The organism is Mesorhizobium hunchu (assembly GCF_040081975.1).
Lineage (GTDB): Bacteria > Pseudomonadota > Alphaproteobacteria > Rhizobiales > Rhizobiaceae > Mesorhizobium > Mesorhizobium hunchu.
In genome coordinates, this window is sequence record NZ_JBEBMG010000007.1 from 159,926 (window position 1) to 180,844 (window position 20,919).

17 protein-coding genes and 3 pseudogenes are annotated in these 20,919 nt (G+C 59.9%); 6 read left to right on the forward strand and 14 right to left on the reverse strand.

The window, feature by feature from the left end:
• Positions 1–102: 102 nt before the first annotated feature.
• The 4 genes from ABMA46_RS14530 to ABMA46_RS14545 all read right to left on the reverse strand — a co-directional run bounded on the left by ABMA46_RS14530 (position 103) and on the right by ABMA46_RS14545 (position 4,792).
• On the reverse strand, positions 103–1,065 hold the full coding sequence (locus ABMA46_RS14530; RefSeq protein ID WP_140822979.1) for an ABC transporter permease: 963 nt from the start codon (positions 1,063–1,065) through the stop codon (positions 103–105).
• On the reverse strand, positions 1,062–2,594 hold the full coding sequence (locus ABMA46_RS14535) for a sugar ABC transporter ATP-binding protein (RefSeq protein ID WP_349000345.1): 1,533 nt from the start codon (positions 2,592–2,594) through the stop codon (positions 1,062–1,064). The genes ABMA46_RS14530 and ABMA46_RS14535 overlap by 4 nt, the downstream gene beginning before the upstream one ends.
• Before the next feature lie 161 nt (positions 2,595–2,755).
• A complete protein-coding gene (locus ABMA46_RS14540) occupies positions 2,756–3,880 on the reverse strand; it encodes a substrate-binding domain-containing protein (RefSeq protein ID WP_349000347.1) in 1,125 nt (374 codons plus the stop codon).
• A 78-nt stretch (positions 3,881–3,958) separates the two neighbouring features.
• Entirely contained in the window at positions 3,959–4,792 is an 834-nt protein-coding gene (locus ABMA46_RS14545) for a sugar phosphate isomerase/epimerase family protein (protein ID WP_349000349.1), read from the reverse strand.
• A gap of 133 nt (positions 4,793–4,925) precedes the next feature.
• Between ABMA46_RS14545 and ABMA46_RS14550 the strand changes: the two genes are divergently transcribed.
• Both ABMA46_RS14550 and ABMA46_RS14555 read left to right on the forward strand, forming a co-directional pair.
• Entirely contained in the window at positions 4,926–6,329 is a 1,404-nt protein-coding gene (locus tag ABMA46_RS14550; protein WP_349000350.1) for an ROK family transcriptional regulator, read from the forward strand.
• Between the two features lie 170 nt (positions 6,330–6,499).
• On the forward strand, positions 6,500–7,513 hold the full coding sequence (locus tag ABMA46_RS14555) for a substrate-binding domain-containing protein (RefSeq protein ID WP_349000352.1): 1,014 nt from the start codon (positions 6,500–6,502) through the stop codon (positions 7,511–7,513).
• A gap of 366 nt (positions 7,514–7,879) precedes the next feature.
• Here the strand turns inward: ABMA46_RS14555 and ABMA46_RS14560 are convergent, their stop codons facing one another.
• On the reverse strand, positions 7,880–8,515 hold the full coding sequence (locus tag ABMA46_RS14560; RefSeq protein WP_349000353.1) for an SDR family oxidoreductase: 636 nt from the start codon (positions 8,513–8,515) through the stop codon (positions 7,880–7,882).
• 232 nt (positions 8,516–8,747) lie between these two features.
• Complete coding sequence (locus tag ABMA46_RS14565; protein ID WP_349000355.1) at positions 8,748–9,341, reverse strand: recombinase family protein; 594 nt, start codon at positions 9,339–9,341, stop codon at positions 8,748–8,750.
• 154 nt (positions 9,342–9,495) lie between these two features.
• Here ABMA46_RS14565 and ABMA46_RS14570 point away from each other — a divergent pair, with 154 nt between their 5' ends.
• The gene (locus ABMA46_RS14570; RefSeq protein WP_349000357.1) at positions 9,496–12,471 is read left to right on the forward strand and encodes a Tn3 family transposase; all 2,976 of its coding nucleotides are present in this window, start codon (positions 9,496–9,498) and stop codon (positions 12,469–12,471) included.
• A gap of 55 nt (positions 12,472–12,526) precedes the next feature.
• Here ABMA46_RS14570 and ABMA46_RS14575 read toward each other — a convergent pair.
• The 3 genes and pseudogenes from ABMA46_RS14575 to ABMA46_RS14585 form a co-directional block, all read right to left on the reverse strand.
• A pseudogene (locus tag ABMA46_RS14575) lies at positions 12,527–12,640 on the reverse strand (DUF1348 family protein); the annotation flags it as partial.
• A pseudogene (locus ABMA46_RS14580) lies at positions 12,636–12,761 on the reverse strand (IS630 family transposase); the annotation flags it as partial. The pseudogenes ABMA46_RS14575 and ABMA46_RS14580, both read right to left, overlap by 5 nt.
• Positions 12,762–13,061: 300 nt before the next feature.
• Positions 13,062–13,946 (reverse strand): LysR family transcriptional regulator, encoded by an 885-nt coding sequence (locus tag ABMA46_RS14585; RefSeq protein WP_349000428.1) that lies wholly within the window; start codon positions 13,944–13,946, stop codon positions 13,062–13,064.
• A gap of 98 nt (positions 13,947–14,044) precedes the next feature.
• Between ABMA46_RS14585 and ABMA46_RS14590 the strand changes: the two genes are divergently transcribed.
• Complete coding sequence (locus ABMA46_RS14590) at positions 14,045–15,055, forward strand: YeiH family protein (RefSeq protein WP_349000359.1); 1,011 nt, start codon at positions 14,045–14,047, stop codon at positions 15,053–15,055.
• 159 nt (positions 15,056–15,214) lie between these two features.
• Here ABMA46_RS14590 and ABMA46_RS14595 read toward each other — a convergent pair whose 3' ends face one another.
• The 5 genes and pseudogenes from ABMA46_RS14595 to ABMA46_RS14615 form a co-directional block, all read right to left on the reverse strand.
• Positions 15,215–15,982 carry an anti-sigma factor family protein gene (locus ABMA46_RS14595; RefSeq protein ID WP_349000360.1) on the reverse strand — a complete coding sequence of 256 codons (768 nt, stop codon included), beginning with the start codon at positions 15,980–15,982 and terminating at the stop codon, positions 15,215–15,217.
• On the reverse strand, positions 15,979–16,512 hold the full coding sequence (locus tag ABMA46_RS14600; RefSeq protein ID WP_349000361.1) for an RNA polymerase sigma factor: 534 nt from the start codon (positions 16,510–16,512) through the stop codon (positions 15,979–15,981). The genes ABMA46_RS14595 and ABMA46_RS14600 overlap by 4 nt, the downstream gene beginning before the upstream one ends.
• Before the next feature lie 153 nt (positions 16,513–16,665).
• Complete coding sequence (gene sorB / locus ABMA46_RS14605; RefSeq protein WP_349000362.1) at positions 16,666–16,974, reverse strand: SorB family sulfite dehydrogenase c-type cytochrome subunit; 309 nt, start codon at positions 16,972–16,974, stop codon at positions 16,666–16,668.
• Between the two features lie 11 nt (positions 16,975–16,985).
• Entirely contained in the window at positions 16,986–18,203 is a 1,218-nt protein-coding gene (gene sorA / locus ABMA46_RS14610) for a SorA family sulfite dehydrogenase catalytic subunit (RefSeq protein ID WP_349000364.1), read from the reverse strand.
• 157 nt (positions 18,204–18,360) lie between these two features.
• A pseudogene (locus ABMA46_RS14615) lies at positions 18,361–18,498 on the reverse strand (Lrp/AsnC family transcriptional regulator); the annotation flags it as partial.
• A 631-nt stretch (positions 18,499–19,129) separates the two neighbouring features.
• On the opposite strand from ABMA46_RS14615, the gene ABMA46_RS21380 reads away from it, so the two are divergent.
• Together ABMA46_RS21380 and ABMA46_RS14625 are read left to right on the forward strand one after the other, a co-directional pair.
• Entirely contained in the window at positions 19,130–19,324 is a 195-nt protein-coding gene (locus ABMA46_RS21380; RefSeq protein WP_425475747.1) for a hypothetical protein, read from the forward strand.
• Between the two features lie 57 nt (positions 19,325–19,381).
• Positions 19,382–20,839: a YncE family protein gene (locus ABMA46_RS14625; RefSeq protein WP_349000365.1), complete on the forward strand. Its 1,458-nt coding sequence runs from the start codon at positions 19,382–19,384 to the stop codon at positions 20,837–20,839.
• The last annotated feature ends 80 nt before the right edge of the window (positions 20,840–20,919 follow it).

The window sequence follows — 20,919 nt, forward strand, 5'->3', positions numbered from 1 at the left end:
TGCAATTGTCTTTTTCGGGTCGACACGTCGGGCTAGCGTCGGGCCAGCGCGCCACAAGCTTGCTGCCTGGCAAAGCCCCGCCTGCGTTCTTCCGCGCTCCGCCTAACGCTTGCGCGTTTGGCTTATGGCGACTGCGATGATGATGATGGCGCCGCGAGCGATCAGCTGCTGGCTGAATTCCAGTCCCATCAGCACAAGGCCGTTGTTGATCAGGCCGATCATCAGCGCGCCCATGATGGAGCCGACCACTGTGCCGGCACCACCGAAAAGGCTGGTACCGCCAAGCACGGCTGCGGCGATGACCGAAAGCTCGTCGCCTTCGCCGAACTGGAATCGGCCGGAATGGAGACGGCCCGCATAGAGCATGCCGGCAAGGGCGGCCGCCACGGACGACAGCATCAGCACGCGGAACTTTATAGAGGCGGTGTTGACCCCGGAGTAGCGTGCCGATGTCTCGTTGCCGCCTGTGGCCAGCACGCGCCGTCCGAACGTGGTGCGGCGAAGCACGATGTGGCCGGCAACGCCGATGATTGCCACCCAGATCAGCAGGCTTGGTATCGGGCCGAGGTTGCCGGCACCGAAGATCGCCGCGTAAGGCTTGCTCAGTATGGGGATCGCCGCAGTGCCGCTGATCCACATTGCGACGCCGCGTGCGATGCCCATCATGGCAAGCGTGGTCAGGAACGAAGGAATGCCGATGCCGGTGGTCAGCCAGCCATTGACGGCGCCGACGACGACGCCGGTGCCCAGGCCGTAAAGGATGCCGCCGGCGATGCCGAACTGGTCGATGCCCATTGCCGTGGCGACGGAAGCGAGGCCCGCGACAGCACCGACCGACAGGTCGATCTCGCCGGTGCTGAGCACAAAGGTCATCGTCACCGAGACCACGGCGATGATCGCGGTCTGACGGATAATGTTCAGCAAGTTGTTAGGGTCGAGAAAGCCCCTGTCGCCCAGCGTCGCGGCAAAGACAAGGAAGATCACCAGGAAACCGATATAGATGATGTATTCACGCCAGTTGGCCAATGCCGAGAATTTGCTGGCTGATGCGGCCGTGTCGGTCATTGGATGGTTCCTCCGCGGGCTTCCTGCATGAATTTGTTGAGTTTCTGTTCGGCGTGCTGAAGGCTGTCGATCGAGTCCGCCTTTGTGGCGTCATCGAGGTCATGACGGGCGATGTCGCGCACGATGCGGCCTTCCGACATCACCAGGATGCGATCGCAAGCGGCGAGCAGTTCCTGAAGCTCCGACGACAGCACCAGGATTGCCTTGCCGGATTTGGCGAGGCTGCGGATGAGTGTCACGATCTCCGATTTCGAACCGATGTCGATGCCGGCGGTTGGTTCGTCGAGGATCAGCACCTCCGGTTCGGTGGCCAGCCATTTGGCGATGACCACCTTCTGCGCATTGCCGCCCGACAGTGTCCTGATGGTCGCCTTGCGCGAGTCGGTCTTGATGCGCAGGCGCTGGATCGAGCTTTCGGCCAGTGCCGCTGACTTGGTGCGATCGACCCATGTCTTAGTCGAAAGGCGATCAAGGTTGGGCAGGTCGATGTTGCTTTCCACCGAATGGAAGGCGACGAACCCCTGCCGTGCACGATCTTCCGGCACCAGCGCAATGCCGGCGTGAATGGCATCTCGCGGCCTAGCGATCGAAACCACCTTGCCTTTGATCCGGATTTCGCCACTAGTCATCGGCTGGACCCCGGCCAGCACGCGCGCCAACGACGAGCGGCCACTGCCCAGCAGGCCAGCGACGCCGACTACTTCACCGCGGCGAAGCGTCAGATCGACACCGATAGGCTTGACGGAGCCCGAAAGGCCGCGTGTTTCGAGCAGCACTTCGCCGATCGTCGCCGTCTCGCGCACCACGTCGGAGAAGCCGCGAGAGCGTCGGCCGATGATATGGGCGATCATCGATTCCAGCGTGAATTCTGACATCGGTGCGGTGATGATGTGCTTGCCATCGCGCAAGATGGTAGCGCGGTCGGCGATGCGAAAGATTTCGTCCATACGGTGCGAGACATAGACGATGGCGACGCCCTCGCCGCGAAGCTGGCGCACATAGTCGAACAGCCGCTCGACCTCGTTCTGCGACAGTGCCGTGGTTGGCTCGTCGAGCACCAAAACCTTGCACGGTTGCGAGGTCGCCTTGACGATCTCGGTCAGCTGTCGGTGTCCAGCAGGAATGTCGGAAACCTTGGCGGTGGGGTCGATCTCGACGCCCATGCGCGCGAAAAGCTTTCGCGATTCGGCCACTGCGGTTCTGTCGTCGATGAGCCCGGAGCTGGTCATGATCTCACGGTTGAGGAAGACGTTCTGCGCCACCGTCAGCGTCGGAATCAGGCTCATTTCCTGGAACGCCATAGCTACACCGGCATTGCGCGCGGCCTCGGCGGTGAAGGTGGCTAGCGGCACGCCGCCGATCTCGACCGTGCCGGAGGTTGGCGGCTGCACGCCGCGGAGAATTTTGAGGATTGTCGACTTGCCGGCGCCGTTCTCACCGAGCAGTGCGTGCACTTCGCCCGGGCTAATGTCGAGATGAACGTCGTCGAGCGCCCGCACACCGCCGAAACGCATGCTGACGTTTCGCATTCGGACGGCTTCGGCTGCGTTGGCAGTGTTCATGACAACACCTAGGGCAAAACAACGGTTGCGTCGGGTGGGGAGAATGGTTCGGCCTCTCGGACAGAAACGCTGCGCTTCTGCTCGAACTCGGCCGAACCATCGCCACCGGGAGGACCTGTGTGCGAATTCTACTGCATGCTTTGCTTGATCTTGTCGGTGACCGGCTTGTGGTAGACCTGCTGCCAGGCATCGGCGAGATTGGCCTTTGTTACCGGCAGTGCCGGCAGCGCGACATAGGCCGGCGCCTGCTTGCCAAGCAGGCCATAGCCGGCCAGCATTGCTTCGGTCACGCCCTGGTCGTAGGGCCGCTGCGCCGACAGACCCTTTACCGGACCGTCGCTCGCCATGTTGATGGCGACGTTTTCGCCGAGGTCGCAATTGACGATCACCAGGTCGTCCCGGCCATTGGTGAGTGCGGCGGAGATGACGCCTTCCGCGGGCACATCCCACACCGCCCAGATGCCCTTGATGCTGGGATGGGCGACGAGCAGGGCGCCTGCCGCCTTCTCGGCATCGCCTGAGAAGTCGGGACCGCCTATGCCTTGCTCGGCGACGACGTGGATGTCCGGATAATTCTCGGCCAGCGTCTTCTTGACGGCGTCGTAGCGCTGCTTGGTGACGAAGAAGTCGGCTGCATGGAAGATCAGCCCGACATCACCCTTGCCGCCAAGTGCCTGCGCCAGCAGGTGCGCTGTGGCGACGCCGTTGCCGTAATTGTCTGCTGAAACGGAGCTGACGTAGTCCTTGCCGGCCACGAAGCCTTTCGGAACGTTGTCCATGAACACGAGCTTGGCGCCGGCGTCGGCCGCCGCCTTGTAGGCCGCTGCGGTCGCCACCGGGTCGGTCGGAATCGACACAATGATATTGGGCTTCTGGGCCATGACGGTCTCGAGGTCGGACACCTGCTTGTCGGGTTTGAAGCCTGCGTCGGTAACGGCGACGACTTCGATCCCCATGGTGGCAAACTGGGCCTTGAGGCCTTCGATCTGCGCCTGCGACCAGTCGTTGCCGGCATAGTGCATGACTATGGCGGCCTTGGCATGCATCTCCTTGATCTTGCCGAGTTCCTCATCGGTGAGCTTGACGCTCGAGGCGGCTTCCGGCTTCTCGCCGTTCGGTCCGAGGCTCATCACATGCTGGCCGATCTCGGTCAGCGCCTGGGCGGGATCGATAGCGTAAGCGGCGTTCGAGACAAGGCTGAGGCCGAGCGTCAGACAGATTGCCGTCGACCGGAGCAAGGTTTTCATGCGCATGGTGTTTCCTCCCTAATGTTGTTGGGTTTTCGTTGTTGCGATTACAGGCGTTCCCGGCGTCTATGCCGGTCGGTAACTTCAGATTTTCGCCAGTTCCGCTTGCACAAAGGCGCGGCTTTCCCGCGCCCCGGCGGCTGGATCGGCCCAGGCGTCGAGTTCGTTGCAGATCCATCCCGTGTAACTGATGTCCTTCAGGGCCCGGATCACGGCTCCATTGTCGCAATCGCCCTGGCCGACCGGCACGAAGGCGAACGGGTCGCGCTGCCAACCCTTGAGGTGGACGTAGGAAATGCGTGACGCGTGCTCGCGCACCATAGCTGCCACGTCGCCTCCGGCAGCGGCCAGATGCGCCGTGTCCGGACAGAACCCGATCGCGGTCTTGCCGAAGATCGTCCGCACCTCGTCGGGGTTCTCGACGATGGTGGACAGGTGGGGGTGGTAGTGAGCCTTTAGGCCGTGCTCCGCAGCGATTGCCATCACCTTGTCGAGCGCCGAAGCCAAGGCATCGTAGTCGCTTTGCCGCGTCCCGTCGTGGCGCCGCGCGCCGCCGCCAACAACCAGGTGCTCGGCGCCGAGCGCCCGTGCTGCGACCGCCGCCTTGGTGACGCGCGCGAGTTCTTCGTCAAGGATGTCTTTGAAGATGAAGTTGCCGCCGGCATAGACCGAGACCAACGACAGGCCTGTGTCGGCGAGGATCTTGCGGATGGCGGCGTAATCGTCGACGGCGCTTTCCACGACATTGCCGTCGAAGAACTCGATGCCATCATAGCCCGCTGCTGCAATATCGCGCGCGGCCACGGCCATGTCCCCGAACGTCCGGTAGGCCAATCGGTTGATTGAGGTAACGCCAACGGCGTCGCCCCCAAGGGGGCCCCAGCAATTGGCGTGATAGGCGAGCTTCCAAGCAGTCATGGCGTCTCCTCCCGAAACGGCCCAAATGCTTTTGTATTTGTAAACGCATCTTTAGTTGATAAAATGCAAAAGTCAAATTAGTTTTCTGTGTCAGCGACAAAATAGGCATTGCGTCTTCCGAAAACGCTCGTCCATGGTGGACAAGAAGGAGCAATCGGCTGTGGCAAGGACTGGTTTGGGAGGCACCGCAGTTGCGGATGCAGATCGATCCGGGGAGACGGGTTCTCCGGCGGCGGCCGACCGCGTGAGGGCCTTCGAAGCCGAACGTCAGAGTCTTGTTTCGCTTCTTAACATTCTGCGCTCCGGTGAACCTTGCACGCGTCTCGATCTCGAACGAGAGGCCCGGCTCGGCCGCGCCGTGGTCACGGACCGGCTCTCGACGCTTGCTGCCTTCGGCCTTATCGACGAAGGCGGTGTCGGGCGCTCCATAGGCGGGCGCGCGCCGCGTCTGGTGCGGTTTCGATCGGAGGCCGCCCGCATTCTGGTTGCCAACATCGACGGCGACACGATCAGCCTTGGTCTCGCCGATCTGGACGGACGACTCATCCTTGAGCACTACGAGGATTTCGACGCCGCGTCCCCAGCGGCAGCGCTATTCGATCGACTGGAGGCGCTGTTCAACTGGTCGCTCGGCAAGGATGGTGCTCCGCTGTGGGCGATTGGTCTAGGAGTGCCGGGCGCAGTAGAGCAGAAGGACTCGAACGGCCTGGTGATCCCTAAGCTTGGCGCGATGCCTGCGTGGAACGAGGCGAAGCTTCTGGAACGTTTGATGCATCGTTTCCAGGCGCCAGTCTGGGTGCGGGGTGCCGTGCAGATGGAAACCATGGGTGAACTAAGCGCCCTGTCAGCGGAAGCCAGCCGCGACATGCTCTATGTCGATCTTGGCTCGGACATCACCGCCGGCATCGTCGTCGACGGGCGCCTGCATCGTGGCGCGCAAGGCATAGCGGGACAGATAGGGCATGTTTACGCCGGCGAGCCGCACAAGCGTATTTGCGGTTGCGGCAATGTTGGCTGTCTTCAAACCGTCGCCGGTTGCGATGCCATTGCCCAGGCCGGCCTACTCGCGGCAGAACAGGGGCGAAGCCGTCTTCTCGGCGAGACGCTCGCCGCGACCGGGACGCTGACGGCTGCAGACATCGGCACGGCCGCCCGCCTCGGCGACCCGTTCTGTGCCGACCTGCTGGCTCAATCCGGACGGCTGATCGGCACCGTCTTGGCGACGTTGGCCAATATCCTCAACCCGTCGATGATCGTTCTCGGCGGCGAACTGTCCCAGACGGGGGACATCTGCCTGGCGGCGATCCGCGAGGGCATCTACAGGCACGCACAGCCGCTCATTAGCCGCGATATCAGTATAGTCCATTCGCGCATGGGGCGGTCGGCTGGACTTGTCGGCGCCGCGGCCGTGGCCGTGACTGAACTTTTCGCCCCCGCGTTCCTCAGCGAATGGATCGTATCGGGCACGCCGCTTGCCCATGCTGGCGTTGCCGATTTGCTGGCCGGCGTCGAGAACACGGCGACTACAGGCGGTTGAGCACGCGGCCCGCCCGACCGGCTTACGCGCAGACGCTGCCGTCGGCTGTGGCGCTTGCAAACCGGAACCCCTGCGGTAGGTTTGATTCAATACAGCTGCCCGCAGAGGTGGCGGGTGGGAGGAGCAACGGGATGCAGAGAGCTGGTGCGGCAATGTCACCCGGATGTGTGTTGCCGGTTTCGTCCGTTGCGCGTCCGTTGGTTGCAGGCCTGGGACCACATGGCGAACGGCCGGCATCTCCCGAATTGCTGCGCCTGTCTGGCGACATGCTGGAGCGCGCAAGGGAAAGAGCTTTTCGCGTGGCGATCGTGCTGCATACGACCGCTTCGGACTGGGCCCAGCGTCAGATCGCGGGCATCAAGGCAGGCTTGGAGCAGGCGGGCGCCGTTGTCGTCGACATCGTCGATTGCGGCTACGACGCGGCCATCCAGATAGCAGCGATCGAACGGCTGGTGCAATCGAAGCCCGATGCCGTGATCAGTATTCCCGTCGGAAGCACGGCCGTGGCCGCAGCTTTCCGCAAATTGGCGGTCGCCGGGATCAAGCTCGTCCTGCTCGACAACGCGCCTTCCGGTCTGCTGCAGGAAACCGATTATGTGAGCGTCATATCGTCAGATAATTTTGGCCTCGGCCAGATCGCCGCCAGTCTGATTTCGCCGCACATCCGGCAGAACGGCACAGTCTGCGTGGTTGCCTACAATGTAGACTTCTTCGCGACGGCGCAGCGTGAGATCGCCTTCGGCAAATGGATGCGGCACGAGCGCCCGGATATCACGCTGACGCAATTGAAATTCGAAGTGCCGGCAAATGCGGGGAGCGTGGTCGGCCCCTACCTTGATGCCAATCCTGATCTGGATGGGGTGTTTGTCGTTTGGGACGAGCCAGCAGTTGCATCGATGCCGGCTTTTTCTGGCCGCTCGCGGATCCCGGTTATGACTACGGTGGATCTCGGAAGCTCGATAGCTGAAGCCCTTATCGAAGGAACGATCGTCAGGGGCGTTGCGGCGCAACGGCCTTTCGAACAGGGCGAGATCGCGGCCACGGCAGCGATTGTTGGGTTGACCGGCAATGCTGTGCCGCCGTGGATTGTGCTGCCGGGAGTAGCAGTAACCTCGGATAACGTCGCAGAAGTCTATAAGCACGTCGGCGGCGCGCCGCCTTCCATGGAGCCGACGTTACGATAGATAAACGAAGGCTCGACAAACGGTTGAAGCGTTTTCGACGTGTGGCAGTCGTCACGAGCAATCCGACCTTGGGGTGGTGAAAACAACACCTGGCACTAGATTCGTTGCGTACACCTAAACGACGGGCCATTTGAGGTCTGGAAAGGCGGCTTTCCAAGCGACCCAGCGAAAAGCCGACCGTCTGCAGTCGGCCCCGATTTGGTCATGCCCAAATGGCGGGTCGAAAACGATGAAACGGAGAACTATGGCCTACGCATTGCTCTCCAAAATGAGACGTGAACGTCGGCAATAAGTCGCTTAATTGGCAACCGGGTCCGGCCGCGCCGTTGCGTTTCAACTCTCCCGATGGCCACATCGGCGGTGTCCCTACATGAAGTAGGGCTTGTCGCCGTCCGTCCCCGGCTTGTCGACACCGAGATTGCCGCGAATGTGTAGGTCCGGTGAGCGGATGATCTTCGCGATCAGGTCTGCCACGCTTTTGCGCGAGACGACGGTGCCCTTGAACGGCTGGCCGCGTTCAGTCAGTTCGTAGTCCACCTCTTCCTCGTCCGTCAGCCAGGCGGGACGGATAATGGTAAAATCCAGCCCCGATGCCTCTATGGCGTCGCCGGCGCGGCGAAAGGGCTTCAGGTCGTCGCCGATGGTCGCGTTGTTCCATTCGCCGAACTTGCCGGGAATTTCGTCGTAGATCCCGAGCGACAATATGAAGATCAGGCGGCTGATGCCTTCCGCCTCCATCGCCGCGATGACGCTTTTCGCCTGCGCATCGAGGTCTTCGCCAGTTAGGTTGGCATAGACTATATCCTGCCCCTTCATCGCCTCGTTCAGTTTGGCGGCGTCGAGCACATCGCCCTGAACCGTGGAAGCGTTGCCGGGCACGTCCGCCAGCCTAGCGGTGTTGCGGGCGAACAGCGTCAACCGCACATCGTCCTTGCCAGCCAGCATCGCGATAACGTGGCGGGCGATCTGCCCGCCCGCGCCAAGAACGAGCACGTTTGTCATTGTCGGATCCTTTCGATCGTCGGCGGCCGGGCCGTGCTGACGGCACGGCCCGGCAATCTGCTATTTTATCAGAGTTCCGTCTTCATTCCGCCGTGGCCCTTGCGGCTTCGACTGCGTTCAGCTTCGCCCTGAAGAATGGCGCGAGGACGGAGACAGCCTCATCGACATACTTTTCGCTGTCATAGAGGTCCATGTGGTTGGGGTCGGAACAAGAGCAGTTCAAAATCCTGCGCTAAGATCGAACGGAGCGTGAACTTTCATCCCGCACGCGCATGATGGTCTGCCGACTGGTCGCAAATTTCCTGGCGGTGGCCGAAATACTAGTCCCTGTCGCGAGATCGTCGCGCACATCCTGCTTCTGTTTTTCACTGAGCGTTGAGGGGCGGCCGAGGGCCTTTCCTTCTGACTTGGCGCGCTTGAGGCCGGATTGCGTCCGCTCGATCAGCAAATCCCGCTCGAACTGAGCGACGGCATTGAGCACATTCATGGTCATCGTGCCAGCCGAACTGGTGAGATCAGCGCCGCCTAGCGCGAGGCAATAGACGCGCACGCCTATTTCGGCAAGCGCCTTGACCGTCGTGCTGACGTCGATCGCGTCGCGCCCGAGGCGGTCGAGTTTGGTGACGATCAGAATGTCCCCGGCCTCCAGTTTGTCCATGAGCCGGGCAAATCCTCGACGCTGTACGATGGCGGTGCTGCCGGAAACCGTCTCGGTGACGATCCGGCGCGGCTCAACCTGAAAACCTGCGGACTCGATTTCCTGAAGCTGGTTCTCGGTGGTCTGTCCTGTCGTGGAAACGCGGACATAGGCGAAGGTGCGCGGCATGGGAGGTCAATTTCGTCCGAATAGGCTGTCCGCAATATCTCGCCCGTTCGAAAGGTCGTCAAGGTAATTTGTGGACAGTGCGTTTCGCCCCTGTACGGAACCGAACCTTTCCGGACAGAGGCAAGGCCATGGCTCGAAATGGGTGGAGTAGCAAATGGCCAAGCGGACGCTTCTCAAAATTCAAGACCGGCAGGCGCTTTTCGACATCCCGACTGACGAGGACAGTCTGATCCGTCATTATTACCTGTCGCCAGCCGACCGGCTCGAAATTGAGGTTCGCCGACGCGAGCATAATCGGCTCGGCTTTGCGATACAGCTCTGCCTGATGCGCCATCCGGGCCGTGCGCTCATGGCCAACGAAATTCCGCCCAGGGCGATGCTCAACTATGTTGCTGAGCAGATCGGCGCCGATCCAGCTTCGTTTGATCGGTATGCTGGCCGGGAGGAGACGCGGAGCAACCACGTCACTCATCTGCTCGGTTATCTCGAAATGAGGAACGCGACCGTCCAGGATCGTCGTGTTGCGCTGGTGTCGGCAATCGAAACGGCCTCCACGACCGACAAGGGGCTGCCAATCGCGAACGCCATCATCGCGGCTTTCCGGGAACGCCGGGTTTTGCTGCCTGTCGCGAATATGATCGAACGTATGGGGCTTGCGGCCCGAGCCATTGCCCGCCGCCGTGCCGAAACTGCTCTGATCTCGGATCTTTCAACGGAAAAGCTGGCGATCCTCGACGGATTGCTGACCGTCGATCCGGCGATAGGCCAGACACGCTTTCACTGGCTGAAGTCGGCGCCGGATGCTCCAGGAGCGATGAACCTGGTGGGATTGACCGAGCGCATCGCCTTCCTTCGCAGGCTTGGGATCGATCCTCGTCTGCAGGCTCGAATTCCTTCGGGACGCTGGGACCAGATGATCCGGGAGGGCGATGCCACCCCTGCCTGGCTCGCTAACGACTTCAATGCCGGTCGCCGTCGTGCGATGATCGCGGCGCAGGTGATCAAGCTCGGCCAGAAGCTCACCGACAATGCGGTCATGATGTTCATCAAGCTGATCGGCAGGCTCTTCTCCCAAGCCAACAACCGAAAGAAGCAGCGCCACATGAATTCCCGCGTGGAAACATCCAAGGCCCTGCGGCTGTTCCTCGATACGATTTCGGCCCTTCAGGCGGCCAATGATAATGACGAGGATGCGATCGAAACGCTCGATCATCAGGTCGGCTGGCATCGACTGCTTCAGATGAAACCCGGCCTCATCGTCATGGTTGAGGACAATGATGCTTCGCCCCTGTCCCTGGCGGTCGAGCAATATGGGAACGTCCGCAAATATGCGGAACCCTTCCTCCAGACGTTCACCTTCCATTCGACGCGGCGGCACGATCCGTTGCTTGCCGCGCTCGCAACCTTGAGGAGGCTTCATGCGGAGGGGCGGCGTGTGCTTCCCGACCGCATCCCAGTCGCCCATCTCAATCACGCCGACCGGAAACTGATCTTCGGCCAGGAAAAGCCGGACCGGCGGCTTTATGAGATTGCGACGCTCGCCGTTTTGCGAGATAGGCTCCGCTCAGCGGACGTCTGGGTCGAAGGTAGCCGATCTTTCCGGCCGATCGACGAACATCTCATGCCCCGTTCGAAGTTCAACGCCTTGAAGGAAGAAGGCCAACTCGATCTCGGTGTGCACGGAGATGGCGCGACCTGGCTTGCTGAAATCCGGCAGGTGATGGACTTCAATCTTAAACGTCTGGCCTATCGCGCCCGCAATGGAAAGCTCGATGGTGTTCGGCTTGAGGCCGGAACCCTGATCGTAACGCCCACCGCCAGCGAGGTTCCCGCCGCGGCCGAGGATCTGAACGTCGAAATCAGCGAGATGTATCCGCTGGTCGAGGTCCCGGATCTTTTGAGGGAGGTGCACGAGTGGACCGGATTCGCCGATCAGTTCACGCATGTGCGCACGGCAGACGCTCCGCAGAACACGTCGGCTATGCTGGCCGGCGTACTTGCGGATGCGACGAATCTCGGACCGAAGCGCATGGCCGGAGCCTCGAAGGGCATCAGCGCTCACCAGATAGGCTGGATACGGACCTTCCATGCCCGATCCGAAACCTACCGCGCCGCCCAGGCCTGCGTGACCGACGCCCATACACGCCATCCCCATTCCCGACTATGGGGAGACGGGACAACGGCCTCATCTGACGGGCAGTTCTTCCGCGCCAGCGACCGCGCTGCAAAACGCGGCGACATCAATCTCCACTACGGCAGCGAGCCGGGCACCAAATTCTACAGTCATCTTTCCGACCAGTATGGCTACTTCAGCATCCTGCCGATCAGCCCGACCGAAAGCGAGGCGGCCTATGTTCTGGACGGGCTGTTCGATCATGACACCCTCCTCGATATCGAAGAGCACTTCACGGATACCGGCGGCGCCAGCGATCACGTGTTTGCGCTGTTTGCCCTGGTTGGAAAGCGCTTCGCTCCCCGACTGCGAAACCTCAAGGACCGGAAATTCCACACCTTCGAGAAGGCCGGCGCCTATCCGGCTTTGACCAACCATATCGGCGCACCGATCAACACCGCTCTCATTATGGAACATTGGGACGATCTGCTGCATCTGGCGGCGTCGATCACGACGCACTCCGTGGTCCCCTCCACCATCCTCAAGAAGCTTGCCGCGTCATCGAAATCCGGCCAGTTGGCCAAGGCCCTGCGGGAACTTGGTCGGATCGAACGATCCCTGTTCATGATCGAATGGTATTCGAGTCCGGCGCTGCGTCGGCGGTGTCAGGCCGGTCTCAACAAGGGCGAGGCCGCCCACAAGCTCAAGCGTGCCGTCTTCTTCCACGAGCGCGGTGAAATCCGCGACCGGTCGTTCGATAGCCAGGCGTTCCGGGCTTCCGGCCTCAATCTGGTGGTCAGCGCCATCGTGCACTGGAACACCGTCTATCTCAGCCGCGCCGCCGCTCATCTGCGGCAGCAGGGGCGGAATATTCCCGACGGGCTGCTGAAACACCTCTCGCCGCTCAGTTGGGAGCATATAAATCTCAACGGCATCTATTCCTGGGACGCCGAGCAGCAGATGCCAAAAGGCTTCAGACCGTTGCGACTTCCCGGCCGGATCCTGCACGCCGCCTGACGTTCATGATCCGTTCGGTCTTAGCGCAAGATTTTGAGCTGCTCTTGTTCCGACCCCTGATAAGTCGATAATCCAGCTCGCGCTGCCACTTTCGCGCCAGAAGGCCGACGATCGCTTCGCGCCCCTGCACGAACTCTGCGCGGTTTCGCCAGTAGCTATCGATAGTATAGCGTGGCCGTGCCGTGGCTTTTGTAGTTGTGGGTCATGGTCGCCCCGTAGCCTCGCTTCAGCGGCAACCCAGGCAGGCTGCGATCGAGCGCCTGTATCAGGCTCTTTTCGTCGACTGACCTGATGTGGTGGACGGCCTTCGCTCCCGGCTGTTACCAACGCCGGATCGACGAGGTCGAAGAAGCTGCGCACGGGGTTGCAAGCTGGATCAGGTCGGTTCGTGGCCGAGACACGGCCCCCCTGAATCTAACGGAACGTGTATCGGTTACCGGAATTCTCGTCGGCCACACTTCCAGCTACTGTTGCACAGTTCGAGCGTCGTCCCGCAGCAACGGCGCCACCCTCTCGGAACATGCGCTATCCTTCGTGGTCGTCTTCAAAATTAGTGTCGACCGCCTGACTAGCCGCACGCCCAGCCGCTGCTACGCGGCAAGGCACATCTCCATCAGCTTAGCCGCAGCATGGCTCTGATGTCGCTCCTTGTGCCTCAAGGCCATGAAGGCGCGAGGAGGAAGAGGGAAATCAACTATCTTCAAATCGTTCTGACGCACGAAAGATGTGGCGACAATGCTGGAGAGGGCCGCGGCACAAGTGCCTTCTATTAGAGCGGAAAGGATGGCTTCATTTGAAGGCAAAGTCATGGCGATCTTCAGACACGACGGATCGCAATCGACGGCGGTCAATGCGGCTTCAAACTCCGAGCGCGTACCGGACCCAGCCTCTCTCATGACCCACTGTGTTTCAGTCAACAGATCATTTCCCTTCACCTCCTTCTTGTTTGAGAGTGGATGGGAAGGGGAAACGACAATGACCATTGCATCCTGCGCTACGGGACGGCTCGAAAGCGTGGGATCATTGATCGCACCCTCGACAAAACCGACCTCCGCCAACCCATCGTGAACGGCCTGCGATACGGTCTTTGTATTGCCAACGGTCAACCGGATGTCGATGCCCGGGAACGCTTGGTGAAAGCGCATGAGTCGTCGCGGCAGCCAATAGCTTGCGATGGTCTGACTTGCGTAGACATCAAGCGTTCCGCGTTCCAGGGCGCCGAGTTCGCTGAGCACTAGTGCCGCCGAACGAGCACGCGCCAGAGTGGCTTGTGCCTCTCCGACAAAGGTTCGTCCAGCTTTGGTCAATTCAATGCCGCGCCCGACGCGGTGAAAAAGCTGAACGCCATAGAACGCCTCAAGTGCCTTGATCGAGGCGCTGACAGCCGATGGCGTAAGGCCGATGGCTGCGGCGGCCTTGGTTAGATGCTCGCGCTCAGCGACGGCGACAAAAATGGAGAGCTGCTCGAAGGTCATGGCAATCATCAATTTATATCGAATGGAACATGTCATACTATTCGATAGAAGTCCACAATTGAAGGTGGCATCAGCGGGAGAAACACAAAGGTTCTCTCATGTCTTTCAAACAGCACGTATTCTCCCATTTCCCCGGACTTGCGCTGACGGTGGCCGTCACGATTGCGGCGCTTGCCTTACAGAGCGTCGAAGTCGCTTACTTCGGTCAAGCCTGGATCGAGGGGCTGGTTTTGGCCATTCTGCTGGGGACGGCAGTCCACACGATGTTTGGTCTGCATCCGGCGTTCAAGGCGGGCATCCATTTCGCGTCCAAGACCTTGCTGGAGATCGCCATCGTCATGCTCGGCGCTTCGATCAGCCTTTCCGCGATAGGCGATGCGGGGGTTATGCTCGTTGTGTCCATCGCCGCAGTCGTGGCGCTGGCAATTGGAGCAAGCTACACAATTGGTCGGGCTCTCGGGCTGTCAACGAAGTTGGCCATGCTCGTTGCTTGCGGTAATTCGATCTGCGGAAACTCCGCCATCGTTGCGGCGGCCCCAGTCATTGATGCCCATTCAGACGACGTAGCGGCATCTATCGCCTTCACGGCAGCTCTTGGTGTCTTTGTCGTGCTGATCTTGCCGATCGCTCAGATCTATTTGGGTATGAGTGAGAGGCAGTATGGGATCGTTGCCGGGATGACGGTCTATGCTGTTCCACAAGTTCTCGCGGCAACAGTTTCAGGAGGCGTTCTGGCAACGCAGGTCGGCACGCTCGTCAAACTGATCCGGGTTCTTATGCTAGGGCCAGTGATCGTTGTGCTCGGTTTCGTGATGGGGAACCGGGCGCGCGGCAGACCGTCCCTTGGCCGAATGGTGCCGTGGTTCATCGTTGGCTTTCTCGGCATGATGGCGTGCCGCTCTCTGGACCTCATCCCCCACGCGGCCCTTAAGCCCCTCAATGACGCGTCGACAACCCTTACCATTGTCTCGATGGCGGCTCTGGGCTTAACAGTTAACATCCGCACTGTGGTTCACGCGGGCGGTAGGGTCCTGACGGCCGGCATACTGTCGCTCGTTGTGCTCGCGGCAATCAGCGCTGGGGTCTTGTTTGTTCTGAGCATCCGTTGATGCGCATCGCCTCCAACTGGGCGCACAAAGATAGCTCTAACACAATATTACCCGAAAGCTGGATTGCGGTACCTCAGGTTCCCTAATTTGAGAAATCGTTTCAGCTGTCGGCGGATACTATCGTGATATGGATCAATCCCCATTCAGATATTCGTATCTTCAGCCTCTGCAGGGCTGGTGTGCGCTCTCCAACTGCGCCATAATATCCTGTGAAGGTGGTCGACCCAGGTGCGTCGTCATCCCCTTCAGGGCGTCTGCGAGCAAAGCGAAGCGGGTCACGTCGAGCTTGCGGGCGATCACAACATACCGAAATGACCCGTCTGCCCACTCGGCCGATTGTACACCTCCTTCGTTGACGATGTGGAAGACCAAATCATGTTCCGCGCCAGGGATTTGGAAGAGACTGAGCCTGCATCCGTGCTCGCCCAGGTAGCCAGCCTGAATGGCGTGTTTTCCAGCAATCTCGGCATCCGCTTTCAGCGCAACCAACGTCAATCCGGCGGCTGCAAGTTCGGGGGCATTAAAGGAGCGGAGATCGGCAGCGTGCACTGAGGTGTTAATGACCGTGGCCGACCAGTCATCGTGCAGCTTCAGAGCCTGAACGATGGTGTTTGCTCCCTCGCGCCCAGCACTGCGGTTGAATGTCGTTGCGACAAACCAGCCACTTACAAATGTCAGCATGAGCATGGCGGCAACGGCACCCAGTGCCGCGCGGCTGACCAGTGGTCGGCGTGTTGGCAATTGAAGGACGACAACATCCGAACCGATGCCGGCCACACCCGATTTCATTCGTCGAAGCGCTTCCACTTCGCGCGCCAGCTTGCCGTTTTGGGCGACATAACGATCGATTGACGCCTTCATGTCGGGCGCGACTTCACCGTCAACATAGGCGTTCAGCGTCTGGAAATCTGGTGTCTGCTCTGTCATTTCTCTCTCGTTGCCCTTGAAAGGGAAACTATTGTTGGCTCGTCGTCAGCCAATAATTTCGCCAATACCTGACGCGCCCGGCTGATCCGGCTCATGATGGTGCCACTTGGCACGCCAAGCAGGTGGGCGGCTTCCTGATAGGTGAAGCCCGAAATATCAACCAGCGCCAGAACCTCACGATGGTCATGAGACAGGAGTTCGAAAGCCTGGCGCACTGCAAAAGCGTTGACGGCAACGCTTTCGAGCGCCACAGGCATGTCGAGCGCGGCATCCGATAGTGCCTCGATCGCCAGAGTGCGCCGCTGGCTGGCACGAACCTGATCGATCCACAAATTTCGCATGATCGTAAACAGCCAAGCCCGAAAGGCAGGCTCATCTGCCGGGCGATTGTGCGCGGCCGCCGCTCTGGCAACACAATCATGCAGGAGATCGCGAGCCGAATCGCGATCCCCCGTCATCGCCACGGCATAACCATAAAGCCGCTGCTGGTAAGGCGTGAACCGCATCTCAAAGCGCGAACGCTTCAACATGCACGCCCTTCCATTCCTTTCTTGTTCATCGCAAAGCATGTCCCGGCGAAGCAGAAATGGCAATGTTCAGTGCGACTATCCGGCATGGGAGAAGGGCGCCTGATCGACGTTGCTTCGCCGCCGTTCCGAAGACGCCCTTTCTCATTTTCAATCTTAGTAAGTTGCCGCCAAGTAGTCGGCGATACCCTTGATGTCGGCATCCTCAATCGGCGCGCCGTAGGTATTCTTCATTTTCTTGACCTCTGCCAACCAGAAGGCGTCACCTTTCTTCGGCGGCTGCATGGAGACATAATCGGCTGAATGGCAGGCAGCGCAATTGGATTGCGCCAGTTCGACGCCCGGACCTGGCCGAAACTCGGCTGTCTCGTCCGGCAACTCATAACTGAGCGGCTTAGCAAGCGCATAGCTGCCGGCAAACATGGCTGCGAGGACAAAGGCCACCTTTACTGATGCGTGTTTCATGATCCCCCTCCTCATACCGCGACGATTTTGGTGACTTCGACGACATTGCGCATATAGCCGGATTGGTTCCATAGCGGCTTGTCCGGCTGGGTTTTGCCGTCATTGCCGGTGGCGCGGACCATCAGCGTATGATCGCCCTTGGCGAGGTTCGCTGTGCTGGTCCACTCGCGGAACGAATATTTGCCGAGGTCTTCGCCAAGCTTCGTCGGCTGCCATGTATTGCCGCCGTCGACGGACACAGACACCTCCTTGATGCCCGAGCCGCCATCGAAGGCGAAGCCGCGCAGCTTGAGGTCCACATCGGCGTGGACCTTGTCACCGTCCAGAACGCTGGTGATGAAAGAGCGGATAGTGAATTTGTTGATCGGCACCGTCTTTTTGGCGAGTTCGCCCGGCTCGGTACAGGCGCAATCGTTGTCCGGAATGCGATAGGCCTTCATCATCCAGAAATTGTCCAGCGGCTTGTCGAGCACCGTGATCTCGTTGAGATGCTTCACCCAATAGGTGCCGTACCAGCCCGGAACGACGAGGCGTACCGGAAAACCGTTCAGCCAGGGTAGGTCTTCGCCGTTCATTCCATAGGCGATCATAACTTCGCCGTCGCGTGCGTGATCAACATCAAGCGCTTTGGCGAAGTCAGGTGTTTCGGGCAGCGCCGGACCGTCAAGACCGCCGAACGAAACCTGCACCGCGCCAGCCTTGACGCCGGCTTTGTCTAGGACCGCTTTCAACGGCACGCCTTTCCAGCGGGCATTGCCCATGGCGCCATTGGCGCTTTGGCCGCCGGCCATGCGCGGCTCGAAGAAGCCGCGGCTATTACCGGAGCACTGGTGCGCCGCCACAATCTCGACCGGGTCGTGTATCGACTTTAGATCGTCGAGCGATAACGACAGCGGCTTGTCAACAAGGCCTTTGACGTCGATGCGATACGTCTGCGGGTCGATATCCAGCGGGATGTCGGCCAGATGATAGCGCACGAAGAAGGCGTCGTTTGGCGTCAGTAGGCTTTCATTGAACACGCTGAACGGGGTCTCGAGTTGCGGCGGCCGCGCCGTTAGACTGATCAGCGGGCGCTTGCCGGGATATTTTACCAGCTCCCTTTCACCGTTGCCGAACGGAAGTGTTATGGTTTCTGCTGCCCGTGCAGCCAGACCGGACAGGGAAAGCCCGCCTGCCGCGCCCAAGGCTGCAACGCCTGCCGATTTTAGAACTTCGCGTCTGCTGATCATCGTCCTCTCCCTGACCGTGATGGGAGAGAAGACGATGAAACGGCCGAATTATTCCACCGCGGGCAGAAAATATTTCGACCAGCGCATCAGATATCCTCCCTGAGCAACCCGAGCCAACAGGAAGGCAGCGGTCAGGTGGGAAAGACTTCCCAACGCTTCATTGCAAACGGCTGAGATCGGCCGCGCGATTCTCGACGATGGCCTCCATCGAAAAGAAACCCGTAACGGTCGCCAGATCGAAATTGGTGATGAGTTGCTGGTAAAATGCGTCATAGCCGGCCATGCCCCGTGTCAACGAATACCGCGCTTGGGACAGACGTGCTCGAACAGTTCAAGCCGGCATCCGGGCGGACCAGACTGCCATATGCAGCTTGTGGTGTGTGCCGTTGCAGTGCTCCGAATCGGGTTCGCGCAACCCTTGCCGCCGATCTCCTGCGCCTGCGGGCGGGATGAGCCCGTTAGCCTTTCACGAGCATTTCCGGACCGCGGCATTAGTTTCGTCGCTGCAGTTTCAAGATCAAGACCAGGCGGCAGATGTTGTTCGAACGTGTCACCACGGGGAGCGCGGCCTTCGGGACGATCCCACATAATTCCAAAAAAAGTTGAGGGAGAGGAATAAACAAGGCGCTGAGATGTCTACCTCTGCGAACCCAGTCTGAACCAAGAGGTCGATATGATCATTTCTCATGCCAAGAGCGGTGTCGCCACGGCAGTGCTCGTAACAATTTCCGTTTCTGTTTCCGTGCCCGCCTTCGCTCACGATCCGGCAAGTCCCACGCACGAAACCGCCTCAGCGCTGTTGGCGATGAGCCACCTTTCCTTCCTGAAAACGATGCCGCGATGGAAAAGATGATGATCGCGATGGCCGTCAGCCGACCGGCGATATCGTGAAGATGATGGCCCCCCATCACTAGGGTGCGCTCGACATGGCGCAGGCTTACCTTCGCTACAGAGAAGACGAGCAACTCAAGCGCATATCCCAGGAAATCATCGTCGAACAGCTACAGGAAATTGCCGCCATGCGCATGGCACTTAGCGATCCTATACCGCCGTCGGCTGCCGTATCGACGCAGGCTGGCGCAAAACTTGCGCCCCTCTCTCTCGCCCACAGCACACCCTGATCTCGGGCCGACGGCAAACTGACGATCAATTAACCCTACAGTGCAGAGGACCAACCCATGAAACACATATTGCTTTCTCTCGGACTGCTCGCCGGCACCATGCTGGGATCGGTCGCGAGCTTCGCCGGTCAGGTTCCGGGCGCGGCCTCTGGTCCTGATATCGCGATCAGCGGCAAGGATCGGATCTATGCTGGCGAGCAGTTCTCGAATACCGTTTCCGTTACCGACCCATCTACAAACAAGCTTCTAGGCGTCATTAAACTCGGAGATCCGCAGCCGAGCAGCCTAAGTCCGCTCTACAAAGGCCAGATACTGGTACACGGTTTGGGCTTTTCGCCGGATCACAAAACGCTTGCAGTGGTCTCGATCGGCTCCAATTCAGTAACCTTCATCGATACGGCAACAAACGCTGTCAAGCATACCACTTATCTTGGCCGCTCGCCGCACGAGGCGTTTTACACGCCGGATGGCAAGGAGCTTTGGGTAACGGTACGCGGCGAAGATTATATCTCAGTCATCGATGCCGCGACATTCGGGGAAAAGTTGCAGATGAAGGTTCCCGGTGGCCCCGGCATGCAGATTTTCTCGCCTGACGGAAAATACGGCTACATCTGCTCTTCCTTCAACCCCGAGACGGTGGTGGTTTCGGTGGCCGACCACAAGATCGTCGGCAGCATCAAGCAGGAAAGCCCGTTCTGCCCGAATATCGCGGCCTCGCCGGATGGCAAGCAAGTCTGGTTTACGCTGAAGGACATTGGCAAGGTGCAGGTTTTTGACGCTAGACCTCCCTTCAACATCATCAAGACCATCGATACCGGCCCGATCACCAATCACGTCAACATCGTTCACAATGCGAACGGAACTTTCGCCTACATTACGCTCGGCGGAAACAATGAGGTAAAGGTGTACCGGACGGACACGTTCGAACAGGTCGCAACGATCCCGGTGGGGAAGCTCCCGCATGGTCTCTGGCCGTCAGGAGATGGCACCCGCGTATATGTTGGACTTGAAAATGCCGATGCCATGGCGGTTATCGATACCCTTGCAAACAAGGTGGTCGCTACCATCCCGATCGGTCAGGCTCCACAGGCGGTAGTCTATGTGCCGAACGCTGTGCCCGAGGGCGACGGCACACAAAACCTGCAGCCTCTTGGCCTCGCTGCCAATGCCGTCAATCTTCAACTTGTCGGTAACAAGAAAGAAAAGGATGGCAATGCCCCAACCAATGTCACCCTCTTCGACCAAGGGTTATTGCAGGTCCTGCAGGCGTCGGTGACCGGTCTTGATCCCAAGACGGAATATGTCCTGGCGTTGTCCGCCACCCCCGATGGAAAAGGGGAGTTGCAGCCCCTGTCGTCATTCAAGACGAATCCTGGCGGTTCTGCGATCGTCAATGCGCTGGGTCCGATCCGTCAGATCGTCCAGAACGCAGAAAAGAGCCAGCGTCGTTATCTCGTCATCGCTGCGGCGGGCGAGGAAGGCCCCGGCGACGTGGTCCAGACGCAGACCAAATAATTATCCGTGCCCGCCTGCCATGGTCAGACATGGCGGGCGGGCACGCTATCCGGATGGATGAAGGCGTCTGGCTCTGTTGC